This window comes from Streptomyces sp. NPDC057253, from assembly GCF_042669125.1.
In the GTDB taxonomy this organism is placed as follows: Bacteria; Actinomycetota; Actinomycetes; order Streptomycetales; family Streptomycetaceae; genus Streptomyces.
In genome coordinates, this window is the sequence record NZ_JBHUXV010000062.1 from 44146 (window position 1) to 55759 (window position 11614).

The 11614-nt window shown below is 72.6% G+C and carries 12 protein-coding genes; 10 read left to right on the forward strand and 2 right to left on the reverse strand.

The window, feature by feature from the left end; translation table 11 throughout:
• The first annotated feature begins 58 nt into the window (after nucleotides 1-58).
• The 8 genes from ACFULQ_RS29205 to ACFULQ_RS29240 all read left to right on the forward strand — a co-directional run bounded on the left by ACFULQ_RS29205 (nucleotide 59) and on the right by ACFULQ_RS29240 (nucleotide 7958).
• Nucleotides 59-253 (forward strand): hypothetical protein, encoded by a 195-nt coding sequence (locus ACFULQ_RS29205; RefSeq protein ID WP_031041890.1) that lies wholly within the window; start codon nucleotides 59-61, stop codon nucleotides 251-253.
• A 58-nt stretch (nucleotides 254-311) separates the two neighbouring features.
• The gene (gene mshB / locus ACFULQ_RS29210) at nucleotides 312-1169 is read left to right on the forward strand and encodes an N-acetyl-1-D-myo-inositol-2-amino-2-deoxy-alpha-D-glucopyranoside deacetylase (protein WP_383549438.1); all 858 of its coding nucleotides are present in this window, start codon (nucleotides 312-314) and stop codon (nucleotides 1167-1169) included.
• Nucleotides 1166-1576: a DUF6113 family protein gene (locus ACFULQ_RS29215; protein WP_383549441.1), complete on the forward strand. Its 411-nt coding sequence runs from the start codon at nucleotides 1166-1168 to the stop codon at nucleotides 1574-1576. The genes mshB and ACFULQ_RS29215 overlap by 4 nt, the downstream gene beginning before the upstream one ends.
• Before the next feature lie 158 nt (nucleotides 1577-1734).
• On the forward strand, nucleotides 1735-4428 hold the full coding sequence (locus ACFULQ_RS29220; protein WP_383549444.1) for a hypothetical protein: 2694 nt from the start codon (nucleotides 1735-1737) through the stop codon (nucleotides 4426-4428).
• A 104-nt stretch (nucleotides 4429-4532) separates the two neighbouring features.
• Entirely contained in the window at nucleotides 4533-5444 is a 912-nt protein-coding gene (locus ACFULQ_RS29225) for an ABC transporter ATP-binding protein (protein ID WP_383549447.1), read from the forward strand.
• Nucleotides 5441-6181 carry an ABC transporter permease gene (locus ACFULQ_RS29230; protein ID WP_383549450.1) on the forward strand — a complete coding sequence of 247 codons (741 nt, stop codon included), beginning with the start codon at nucleotides 5441-5443 and terminating at the stop codon, nucleotides 6179-6181. Before ACFULQ_RS29225 ends, ACFULQ_RS29230 begins: the two co-directional genes overlap by 4 nt.
• Nucleotides 6178-7344: a sensor histidine kinase gene (locus ACFULQ_RS29235; RefSeq protein ID WP_383549453.1), complete on the forward strand. Its 1167-nt coding sequence runs from the start codon at nucleotides 6178-6180 to the stop codon at nucleotides 7342-7344. The genes ACFULQ_RS29230 and ACFULQ_RS29235 overlap by 4 nt, the downstream gene beginning before the upstream one ends.
• Entirely contained in the window at nucleotides 7341-7958 is a 618-nt protein-coding gene (locus tag ACFULQ_RS29240) for a response regulator (protein ID WP_383549456.1), read from the forward strand. Before ACFULQ_RS29235 ends, ACFULQ_RS29240 begins: the two co-directional genes overlap by 4 nt.
• 64 nt (nucleotides 7959-8022) lie before the next feature.
• On the opposite strand, the gene ACFULQ_RS29245 is transcribed toward ACFULQ_RS29240, so the two are convergent.
• Together ACFULQ_RS29245 and ACFULQ_RS29250 are read right to left on the reverse strand one after the other, a co-directional pair.
• On the reverse strand, nucleotides 8023-8883 hold the full coding sequence (locus ACFULQ_RS29245) for a transglutaminase-like domain-containing protein (protein ID WP_383549459.1): 861 nt from the start codon (nucleotides 8881-8883) through the stop codon (nucleotides 8023-8025).
• A gap of 32 nt (nucleotides 8884-8915) precedes the next feature.
• Nucleotides 8916-9926: a GNAT family N-acetyltransferase gene (locus ACFULQ_RS29250; protein ID WP_383549462.1), complete on the reverse strand. Its 1011-nt coding sequence runs from the start codon at nucleotides 9924-9926 to the stop codon at nucleotides 8916-8918.
• A 140-nt stretch (nucleotides 9927-10066) separates the two neighbouring features.
• Between ACFULQ_RS29250 and fdxA the strand changes: the two genes are divergently transcribed.
• The gene (fdxA, locus tag ACFULQ_RS29255; RefSeq protein WP_007384503.1) at nucleotides 10067-10384 is read left to right on the forward strand and encodes a ferredoxin; all 318 of its coding nucleotides are present in this window, start codon (nucleotides 10067-10069) and stop codon (nucleotides 10382-10384) included.
• A gap of 114 nt (nucleotides 10385-10498) precedes the next feature.
• On the forward strand, nucleotides 10499-11590 hold the full coding sequence (locus tag ACFULQ_RS29260) for a bifunctional succinyldiaminopimelate transaminase/glutamate-prephenate aminotransferase (protein WP_383549465.1): 1092 nt from the start codon (nucleotides 10499-10501) through the stop codon (nucleotides 11588-11590).
• Nucleotides 11591-11614: the final 24 nt, after the last annotated feature.

Sequence of the window (11614 nt, forward strand, 5' to 3'; positions counted from 1 at the left end):
CATAGTTCCGTTCCCGTCCGACCCCCCACGTCCCTGGGTTCTTTGGAGGTGAGCCGCCGTGGCACTCTCGATTTCGGCGGTGGTGCTGCTGGCGATCATCGTCTTCCTGCTGATCAAGAAGTCGGGTCTGAAGGGCGGGCACGCGGTCGTGTGCATCCTGCTCGGCTTCTATCTCGCGGCTTCCTCGATCGCCCCGACGATCAGCGAGCTGACGACGAACATCGCGGGCATGATCGGCAGTATCAAGTTCTGACCCGTCCACGACGACCCGGCTGCGCGGGACTGTCGGTGGCCCCTCGTAGGCTGGGGCCATGACGGAACAGCCCGCTCGGCGTCTTCTCCTGGTGCACGCGCACCCGGACGACGAGTCGATCAACAACGGCGCGACCATGGCCAGGTACGCGGCCGAGGGCGCCCGGGTGACCCTGGTCACCTGCACCCTCGGCGAGCTCGGCGAGGTCATCCCGCCCGGGCTGCGGCACCTGACCGGCGCCGCCCTCGGCGAGCACCGGTGGGGCGAGCTCACCGCGGCCCAGCGGGAGCTCGGCGTCACGGACTTCCGCCTGCTCGGGGGCGCCGGCCGCTACCAGGACTCCGGGATGATGGGCCTCCCGGACAACGACGACCCCGCCAGCTTCTGGCAGGCGGACGTCGACGAGGCCGCCGCCCTTCTGGTCGAGGTGATCCTGGAGGTCCGCCCCCAGGTCCTCGTCACCTACGACGACCATGGCGGGTACGGCCACCCCGACCACATCCAGGCCCACCGCGTCGCCATGCGCGCCGTCGAGCTCGCCGCCGACGCCGGATGGCAGATCGCCAAGGTCTACTGGAACCGCGTCCCGCGCGCGATCGGTGAGCGGGCCTTCGCCCAGCTCCACGCCGACCTGCCCGGCCTCCCCTTCACCAAGTCCGCCGTCCTGGACGACGTACCGGGTGTGGTGGACGACGAGCGGATCACCACGGAGATCGACGGCACCGCGTACGCCGCCGCCAAGAGCGCCGCGATGGCCGCGCACGCGACCCAGATCGAGGTGTCGGGGTCGTACTTCGCCCTCTCCAACGAACTCGCGCAACCTCTCTTCACCACCGAGTACTACGAATTGGTAAGAGGGGAACACGGCGGGACAAGGGAGAGCGACCTGTTCTCCGGGATCGAGGGCGCGTCATGAGCGACCGTACGTCGATGCTGGCCCAGCCGCTCCAGCGCCCGTCCGCCGGCCGGGCCGCCGCCTACCTCGGGCTCTTCGTGCTCGGCGCGCTCGTCGGGCTCGCCGGATCGCTGGTGCAGGGCGGCTGGTTCCCGGGCGGACTGCTGCTCGCGCTGCTCGGCGAGGCCGGACTGCTGCTCGGCGGGGCGCGCGCCGCCGACAGCCGGGCCGGGGCCGTGGCGCCCGCCGGCGGCTGGATGGTCGCCGTCATCTTCCTCACCGCCAGCCGTCCGGAAGGCGACTTCGTCTTCGCCGCGGGAAGCGGCTCCTATCTCTTCCTGCTCGGCGGTATGGCAGTTGCTGTGATCTGCGCCACCCTTGGGGTGGGGCGGCAACCGGGCGGCGACGCCGTCCGACTTGGCAAGTGACGTACCACTTCTCCGCATCGCGTGCGTGCGAGTCCCGTGTGGGTTTCCCCGGCGGTCGTGGGATACGGGCCAGAAGTGGCCAGTATGGTGGTGCGCGCCGCCGACGCCCGAAGCAGTGAGGTCGAAACGGGCGGCGGAGCCAACCAGGAGAACCTGCCTTGAGTCGTGAAACTGACAGTCCGTCCTCCGGGCCCAACGGGCGCGGCGGAGCCGCCTACCCCTCGGGTACGCCGCCGTACGGGACGCCCCAGGTGTCCGACGGCGGTCCGGACGCGGGCCGTTCGGGCGCGCAGCCGGAGGAGCGCAAGACCGAGACCACGCTGACGACCCGGATCCGGATCAACATCCCGGGGTCGCGGCCCATTCCGCCGGTCGTCGTGCGCCAGCCCGTCGGTGAGACGGACAGCTCCGCCGACAAGGGCGCGGACCCCGAGGCGTCGGCGCCGAGTTCCTCCTCGACCACGGGCACCTTCGAGCTGCCCGCCGAACCCGCCCCGCCCGCCGAGGAGAAGGCGAGCGACTGGTTCGCGCCCCGCAAGTCCGGTCCCGCGAAGGGCGCTCCGGGCGGCGGCGCGACCAACGGGGCCGGTCTGCCGGGTGGTTCGGGCGCGGGTGCGTCCGGTGCGCCGGGTGCGGCAGGTGCGCCCGCTGCGGCGCCGGGTTCCGGTGCGCCGGGTGGCGCGGGTGGTGCCGGTGCGTCCGGCCCCCGTCACGCCGGCTCGGGCGCGGCCGCGTCGGGCGGAGCGCGGCCCGGTGGCCGTCCCGGTGGCGTGGTCGGTTCCATGAGCGTGCCGAGCGGATCCCGCTCGGGCGGTACGAACGGCGCGGGGCTTCCCGGCGCGACCGGCGGCCCGGTGGCTCCCGGCCACGGCGGCGGCACCGGCTCCTTCGACGTCACCGAGGCCCTCAACGCCGGCCCGCTCGGCCCCGGCCAGCGTGGCCAGGAACCCCGCCGCGACGACCTCCCGTACTTTACGGAGAACGGCAACGGCGCCGCCGGGCCGAACGGTGAGAACGGCCAGGGCGGCTTCGGCGGCCAGGCCGGTCAGGACGCCCTGAACGGGCAAGGCGGCTTCGGCGGCCAGAGCGGTCCCGGCGGCCCGAACGGCCAGGGCGGCTTCGGCACCCAGGGCGGCTCCGGTGGCCCCGGCGGGCAGAACGGCGGGATCGACTACGGCGGCCAGGGCGGCCAAGGCGGCCAGATCGACTACGGCGGCGGCTTCGGCGGATCCCAGGGCCCCGCGGGCCCGACCGGCGGCCCGGTCACCGGTGACGGCCCGGTCGTGCCGCCCGCGGGACCGGACCCCTTCGCCAGGGCCGAGCCCTTCGGCGGCGAGTCCTTCACCGGTCCCGACGGCTTCGCCGCCCAGGCGGGCCAGGGCGGTCAGGGCGGCCCCGGCGGTCAGGGCGCGCCCAACGGTCAGCGCGGTCCCGGCGGCTCCCGCGGCCCCGCGGGCCCCGGCACCCCCAATGGCGTCGGCGGCCCCAACGGCGTCGGCGGCCCCGCCCCCCTCGGCGGCCGCCCCGGCCCGGGCGGCCCAGGCACTCCCGGCCGCCCCGGTGGCCCCGGCGGCACCCCCACGCTCGGCGGCACCCCCACGCTCGGCGGCGCCCCCGGCGCGGCCCTCGGCGCAGGCCCCGGCCTCGGCGCAGCCCCCGGCGCCGGTCTCGGCCCCGGTGGTGGTCTGAGCGACGACACCGCGATCCTCACCCCGCAGAAGCCGGCCCCCGAACCGGGCACCCCCGGCTACGGCGCCCCGGACAACGTCTCCGGGCACACCGTCACCAGCGGCATCCCGGTCGTGCCCCCGGGCACCCAGGGACCGGGCGCCGACGCGCGCACCGCCCCGAAGGCGCCCGACTCCGCCTCGCAGGGCACCTCGGCGGGCTCGTCGAAGAAGAAGAAAAAGAAGGGCCGCAGCAAGCTGGCCATGGTCGGCGGCACCGTTGTCCTCCTCGGCGTCGGCGCCTATGGAGCCGGCCTGCTGATGAACCGCTCCGACGTCCCCAAGGGCACCACCGTGCTCGGCGTCGACATCGGCGGCGGCACCCGCGACGACGCGGTCAAGAAGCTCGACGACGCCTTCGGCGGCCGGGTCGACGAGGCCCTGAAGCTGTCGGTCGGCGGCGACACCGTCTCCTTGAAGCCGGACCAGGCGGGTCTCCAGCTCGACGACCAGGCCACGGTCGCCGCGGCCGCGAAGAGCGACTACAACCCGATCTCCGTGATCGGCTCCCTGTTCGGCAACCACCGGGTCGTCGACCCGGTCATGCCGGTCGACGAGGAGAAGCTCCAGGCGGCCCTGGAGCAGGCCTCGGGCGGCGCCGGCTCGGCCACCGACGGCACCATCAAGTTCAAGAACGGCAAGGCCGTCGCCGTCTACGGCAAGGCCGGCAAGGGCATCGACGTCGCCAGGTCGACCACCGCGGTCGAGGAGGCGTACCGCACCCAGGTCGAGACCGGCACCGCCGGCGCGGTCACGCTCCCGACGACCACCAAGCAGCCGTCGGTCTCCAACGCCGAGGTCGACCGGATGATGAAGGAGTTCGCGGAGCCCGCGATGTCCGAGCGCGTCACGATCAAGACCGACGCGGCACACAGCATCGACTTCGGCTCGTTGTCCCTGCCGAAGATCCTCGGGTTCAAGGCGGTCGGCGGCAAGCTCGTGGAGACGTACAACCTCGAAGCGCTCAAGGAGGCGTACGGCACCACCTTCGACGGCGTGCAGATCAATGGCGCGAGCGGCAAGCGTGACGTCCTGCCGCAGGATGTCGCGTCCGCGCTCGGCAAGGCACTGCGCGGCAAGACGGCGGCGGACCGCATCGTCGTCATCGACACGAACCCCAGCTGACCACGCGTAACGCACCGGAGTGCCGCCCGACATGACATCTGTCATGCGGCACTCCGGACGGCCGGCACTGCCCGCCGCCGTACCCCCGAGGCCACCATGGCCGTATGACAACGACAGCCCCGGTGGTCGCGTTCGACCAGGTGAGCAAGGCATACGGCGAGGTACGGGCCGTGGACGGACTGTCCCTGACCCTGCGGCCGGGGGAGACCGTGGCGCTGCTGGGGCCCAACGGCGCCGGCAAGTCGACCACCCTCGATCTGCTGCTCGGCCTCAAGCAGCCCGACAGCGGCAGCGTCCGTCTCTTCGGCACCACCCCGCGTGAGGCGATCGTCGCCGGTCGCGTGGGCGCCATGCTGCAGAGCGGCGGGCTGATGGACGAGGTCACGGTCGCGGAACTGGTCCGGCTCGCCTGTGCCCTGCACCCGAAGCCGTACCGGCCGTACGACGTCCTCGCCCGCGCCGGGATCTCCCAGATCGCCGACCGCAAGGTGAACAAGCTCTCCGGCGGCCAGGCCCAGCGCGTCCGCTTCGCCCTCGCGACCGCCGGCGACAGCGACCTGATCGTCCTGGACGAGCCGACGACCGGCATGGACGTCACCACCCGCCAGGCCTTCTGGGCCACCATGCGCGAACAGGCCGACCAGGGCCGCACGGTCCTCTTCGCCACCCACTACCTGGAGGAGGCGGACGCGATCGCCGACCGGGTGCTGGTGCTGCACCGGGGACGCCTGCTGGCCGACGGCACCGCGGCCGAGATCAAGGCGAAGGCGGGCGCCAGGAGGGTCTCCTTCGACCTGGAGGGCACGATCGACGAGGTCCCGCTGCGGAACCTCCCGTTCCTCACCTCGGTCGACATCTCCGGCCAGACCGTCCGCATCCAGTCCACCGACGCCGACGCGACCGTCCACGCCCTCTACGGCCTCGGCCTCTACCCCCGCAACCTCGAAGTCGCCGGGCTCGGCCTGGAGCAGGCCTTCGTCGCCATCACCGCAGCCGAGGAGGCCAAGCAGTCGTGAGCAGCCTGATCAAGCTGGAACTCACCCGCGCCCTGCGCAACCGGAAGTTCCTGTTCTTCTCGGTGATGTACCCGTCGCTGCTGTTCCTGATCATCGCGGGCAACGCCAGGATGACCGACCGGGTCGAGGGCAGCGGCCTGACGGTCGCGACGTACATGATGGTCTCGATGGCCTCCTTCGGCGCCCTCACCGCCGTCCTGATGGGCAACAGCGAGCGCATCGCGAAGGAGCGGGAGGGCGGCTGGGTACGGCAGTTGCGGCTGACCCCGCTGCCGGGGCGCGGCTATGTGTTCGCGAAGACGGCGAGCGCGGCCGTGGTGAGCCTGCCCTCGATCCTGGTCGTGTTCCTGGTCGCCGCGGTCGTGAAGGGCGTACGCCTGGACGCCTGGAAGTGGCTCGCGCTGACCGCCGCGATCTGGGCCGGCAGCCTGGTCTTCGCCGCGCTCGGCGTCGCCATCGGCTACCTCGCCAGCGGGGACGCGGTCCGCCCGATCACGATGATCATCTACTTCGGCCTGTCGATACTGGGCGGCCTGTGGATGCCCACGACGACCTTCCCGCAGTGGCTCCAGGACATCGCCAAGTGGCTGCCCACGCACGCGTACGCTGCCCTCGGGCAGGCCATCGAGCAGAGCCGCGCCCCGCACGCACAGGACATCGCGATCCTGGTCGTCTCGTTCGCCCTGTTCGCGGGTGGCGCGGCCTGGCTGTACCGGAAGGACACGTTGAAGGCGTGAGCGGCAGCGGCGTGGGGATCGGGCAGCGCCCGGAGACCCGTAAGCAGACCATGGTCAAGATGCTGTGGACGGGCATCTGGCTGGTCTATCTGAGCGCGCCCGTCTCGGACCTCCTGCACGGCGGCCACGGCCTCGTGGCCGTCGCCCTCGGCTGGCTCGGCCTCGTGGGCTTCGTCGCCTGGTACCTGGCCCTGCTGTTCAGGACCGGCCGCCGCAACGCCCAGGAGTTCGTGCTCACCTCGCTCGCGGTGCTGTCGGCCGAGTCGACCCTGCTGGTGCTGACCCTGGGCCGCGAGTGGCTCGTCCTCTTCGTGTACGTGGCGATCGCGTCCGGCGCGGCCCTGCCGCTGCGGCTCGCCCGTCTGACGATCCCGGCCGCGTCCGCCCTGATGGCGGGCCTCGCCCTGATCGTCACGGACGGCACCGACTACATCGGCGCCCTGCTCATCCCGGCGCTCCTCGGCGGCTTCGCGATGACGGGGGTGCGCGAACTGATCCGTACAACGCTGGAGTTGCGGGAGGCCAGGGCGCGGGTCGCGCAGCTCGCCGCCAACGAGGAACGCCTGCGCCTGGCCCGGGACCTGCACGACCTGCTCGGCCACTCCCTGTCCCTCATCACCCTGAAGAGCGAGCTGGCGGGCCGGATGCTGCCCGCCCACCCCGACAAGGCGGCCCAGCAGGTCGCCGACATCGAACAGGTCAGCCGCCAGGCCCTGGTGGACGTCCGCGAGGCCGTCACCGGCTACCGGCGCCCCCGCCTGGCCGCGGAACTCGCGGGCGTGCAGGTCGCGTTGACGGCGGCCGGGGTCACCGCCGGGATACCCGCCGAACCGGACCTCACCGGCGTCCCCGAGGACTCCGAGGCGGCCCTCGCCTGGGCCCTGCGCGAGGCGGTCACCAATGTCGTACGGCACAGCGGGGCCCGGCGCTGCACGGTCGAACTCCTGCGCCGCCAGACCCTCGACGGTCCGATGCTCGAACTCTCCGTCGAGGACGACGGATCCGGCGGCTCCGGCCAGGGGCCCGGCAACGGCCTCACCGGCCTCACCGAACGCCTGGAGAAGGCCGGCGGCACCCTGGAGGCCACCGGCACCCGGCACGGCTTCCGACTGGTCGCCCGTGTGCCGGCCGGTTCCGCGGCGGACGTAGGATCCGCCTCATGACGAGCCGCACGATCAAGGTCCTGCTCGCCGAGGACCAGTCGATGGTCCGCGAGGCACTGGCCGCTCTGCTCGGCCTGGAGGACGACATCGAGGTCGTGGCCCAAGTGGCCCGCGGCGACGAGGTCCTGGCGGCGGCCCGCGCCCACGACGTCGACGTGGCCCTCATGGACATCGAGATGCCGGGCGCCACCGGCATCGAGGCGGCGGCCCTGCTCCACAAGGAGCTCCCGGCGGTGAAGCTGGTCATCCTCACGACCTTCGGCCGCCCCGGCTACCTCCGCAGCGCGATGGAGTCCGGCGCCGACGCCTTCCTGGTCAAGGACGCCCCCGCGGCCCAACTGGCCGAAGCGGTACGCAAGGTGCTGGCGGGAGAACGGGTCATCGACCCCACCCTGGCGGCAGCGGCCCTGGCGGAGGGCGCGAACCCACTGACGGATCGCGAGCGCGAGGTCCTGAGAGCAGCGGCAGACGGCTCGACCAACGCCGAACTGGCCAAGGAACTCCACCTCTCCCAGGGCACGGTCCGCAACTACCTCTCGACGGCGATCCAGAAACTGGCGGTACGGAACAGGGCGGAGGCGGTCCGGATCGCAAGAGAAAAGGGCTGGCTGTGACCCACCCAGGGGCGCGGGGAACTGCGCGACCAGCCCCAACGGACCTGTAGACGCTACGACGGCCTTAGTTCAACCTCGCTCGCGCGGCCTGCGCCTGCTGTCGCAGACGATCCGCTGCGGCCTCATCCACCGCAGCCACCACCCCCGCATACGCCTCCAACTCCCCGGCCCCCTCGACGAAGTCCCCCCGCTGCACCAACAACTGCGCCCGCTCATACCGCAGTCGCGCCGGATGCGAGGGCAGCAGCAACGCCAACTCCACGGCCCACAGCCCCACATCCGACCGCTCCGGACGCGCCGCCGCCCACGCCCGCACGTTGTTCAGAATCCGCTGCACCACCTCCAGCGGATCGGCCGGCCGCAACATCGACGGGTCCAGCGAGGCCCCCGTCGCCCCCGCCACCAACACCTCGGCGTCGGCCCCGGCCAGCACCCGCCCCCCGTCGAACGGATCGGCCAGCACCTGTTCCTCAGGCGGCCCGAACCCCACCACGAAGTGCCCCGGCAGAGCCACCCCGTACACCGGCGCCCCCGCTCGCCGGGCCACCTCCATCCACACCACGGACAGCAGGATCGGCAACCCCCTGCGCCGCCGCAGCACCTCGTGCAGCAACGAGGACTCCAGCCGCTGATAGTCCGCGGCCGAGCCGCGGAACCCGCACCGGTCCCCGAGCAGCTCCCGCAGCGACACGGCCCAGGACCGCGGTCCACCCGGCCGGAACGGCAACCGCCCGGCCAGCTCGTCGAGTTCGATCTGGGCCGCGTCGATCCCGGCCTCGTCGAGGGTGCCGTCCGCCTGCGCCCCCACCAGCAGGCACAGCGCGGACAGGTCCGGCCGCTCGGACCGCGCCTCCTCGGCGAACCGCCTGCGCAGCTCGGCGGAGCGTTCGGGCGGGGGCGGGTACGGGGCATTCGGGGGACGCATAGCTGGCTCGTGCCCTTTCGCGGCGATCGCTACTACCGGGCCGGGCCGGAGACATCCGGCTCGCGGTAGTGGTGGTAGGCGTGGTGCGCGGCGAACCCCAGCCGCTCGTACAGGGCCCGTGCCCCGGCGTTGTCCGACTCGACCTGGAGCCACGCGGCCGACGCGCCCTCCTCCAGCGCCCGCTGCGCCAGCGCGGCCATCACGGTCGAGGCCAGCCCCCGTCGCCGTAGCGCGGGATCCACCTCGACCGCGGCGAACCCGGCCCAGCGGCCGTCGACGACACACCGCCCGATCGCGGCCGGCGCCCCGCCGGTCGTCGAAAGGACCGTGGCGAACCACACCGAGGGCCCGCTCCCCAGCACGCGCAGCGCCACCTCGCTCACCCCCTTGCGCTGGTAGCGCGCCAACCAGTCCGCGTCGGCCTCCCGGGACAGGACCACACCGTCACCCGGGCGGTCCGCGACCGGTGCGAGGCCCCCGGTCCACAGCTCCGCCGTCACCTCCCGCGTCCACGCGCGCGTCTCCAGCTCCGCGCACAGCAGCTCCTGGGTGCCCTCGGCGCCGGTCGCGGTCTGTATGTAGGCCGGCAGCCCGCGCTCGCCGTACCACCGTCGTACGGCGGTGAGGGCCTCGTCGAGCGGCAGGCCCGGGTCGCCGAGCGGGAGGACCGAGTTCGCGCGGCGGGTGAAGCCGGAGGCGGCGCGCAGTTCCCACTCGCCGAGCCGCTCGCTCTCCACCGGGCGCCAGCCGCGCGCGGCGATCCGGGCCAGTTCCTCGTACGAGGCGGCGGGCCCCCGGCGGCGGGCCGGCGCGGCGGGGACGACCTTGCCCGCCACCAGCGCGGACTCCGGAATGCGGACGCGCTGCCCGTCCCGGCGCGTGATCATCAGCACACCGTCGTCCCATGATGTGAGAACACCCACCGTGTCGGTGAACTTCTCGTGCGTGACGGCGGTTTCGTCCAGGCACCGTACGGATACCCGTTTCCCCACGTCAGCTGCGGAGATACGGACGACGAGGCGCCCCGCGGCGGAGATTTCCACAGGTCAGTTCACCCCTCCTGTTCGGATCATGCCCAAGAACGGAGATACTAGGGGCGGGCATCGACGACGCCGCGCTCCCGCGCGCGAGGCGGCGGAGCCTGAGGAGGCCCGCCAGCGCCCTATGGAGGAGGAACGACAGCGTGACCTACGTCATCGCGCAGCCTTGTGTCGACGTGAAGGACAAGGCCTGCATCGAGGAGTGCCCGGTCGACTGCATCTACGAGGGCTCCCGGTCCTTGTACATCCACCCGGACGAATGCGTCGACTGCGGTGCCTGTGAGCCGGTGTGCCCGGTCGAGGCGATCTTCTACGAGGACGACACCCCGGATGAGTGGAAGGACTACTACAAGGCGAACGTCGAGTTCTTCGACGAGCTCGGTTCGCCCGGTGGCGCCAGCAAGCTCGGCCTGATCGAGCGGGACCACCCGTTCATCGCCGCGCTGCCGCCGCAGGCCTGATCATCCGGCACCCTCAGGCGTGCCGCCTCGGTCCCGTACGGCCTGATCGCTCCTGATCACGGCCGTACGGGACCGAGGCGTTTGCCGTACGACCCGAAAGTGAGCGCGACAGCCGTGTCCGCAGTCTCCGACCGCCTGCCCACCTTCCCCTGGGACAAGCTGGAGCCGTACAAGAAGAAGGCTCTCGAGCACCCGGGCGGCATCGTCGACCTCTCCGTCGGCACCCCCGTCGACCCGGTCCCCGACCTGATCCAGAAGGCGCTGATCGACGCGGCGGACTCCCCGGGCTATCCGACGGTCTGGGGCACGCCTGCGCTGCGCGACGCGATCACCGGGTGGGTCGAGCGGCGCCTGGGCGCCCGCGAGGTCACCCACCGGCATGTGCTGCCGATCGTCGGCTCCAAGGAACTCGTCGCCTGGCTCCCCACCCAGCTGGGCCTGGGCCCCGGCGACCGGGTGGCCTTCCCGCGCCTCGCGTACCCGACGTACGAGGTCGGCGCGCGCCTGGCCCGGGCCGGGTACGAGGTCTACGACGACCCGACCGAGCTGGACCCGGCGGGCCTGAAGCTCGTGTGGCTCAACTCCCCGTCCAACCCGACCGGCAAGGTGCTCTCCAAGGACGAGCTGACGCGGATCGTCGCCTGGGCCCGCTCCCACGGCATCCTGCTCTTCTCCGACGAGTGCTACCTGGAGCTCGGCTGGGAGGCCGACCCCGTCTCGGTGCTGCACCCGGACGTGAACGGCGGCTCCTACGACGGCATCGTGGCCGTCCACTCGCTCTCCAAGCGGTCCAACCTCGCGGGCTACCGCGCGGCCTTCCTGGCGGGCGACCCGGCGGTCCTCGCGCCCCTCCTGGAGATCCGCAAGCACGGCGGCATGATGACGTCCGCGCCGACGCAGGCGGCGGTGGTGGCGGCCCTGGGCGACGACACGCACGTGCGTGAGCAGCGCGAGCGGTACGCGGCCCGCCGGACCCTGCTGCGCGAGGCGCTCCTGGCCCACGGCTTCCGCATCGAGCACAGCGAGGCCAGCCTCTACCTCTGGGCGACCCGGGACGAGTCCTGCTGGTCCACCGTCGACCACCTGGCCGAGCGGGGCATCCTGGTGGCCCCCGGCGACTTCTACGGCGAGGCCGGCGACAAGTTCGTCCGCGTGGCCCTGACCGCGACGGACGAGCGGGTGCGGGCGGCCGTGGAGCGTCTGTGACGGCTTTTTTTGACACGCGGAAGG

Excerpts from the sequence above, each read along its gene's own strand:
- mshB (WP_383549438.1), top strand. The coding sequence starts at position 312 with ATGACGGAACAGCCCGCTCGGCGTCTTCTCCTGGTGCACGCGCACCCG.
- ACFULQ_RS29215 (WP_383549441.1), top strand. The coding sequence starts at position 1,166 with ATGAGCGACCGTACGTCGATGCTGGCCCAGCCGCTCCAGCGCCCGTCC.
- ACFULQ_RS29225 (WP_383549447.1), top strand. The coding sequence starts at position 4,533 with ATGACAACGACAGCCCCGGTGGTCGCGTTCGACCAGGTGAGCAAGGCA.
- ACFULQ_RS29240 (WP_383549456.1), top strand. The coding sequence starts at position 7,341 with ATGACGAGCCGCACGATCAAGGTCCTGCTCGCCGAGGACCAGTCGATG.
- ACFULQ_RS29245 (WP_383549459.1), bottom strand. The coding sequence starts at position 8,883 with ATGCGTCCCCCGAATGCCCCGTACCCGCCCCCGCCCGAACGCTCCGCC.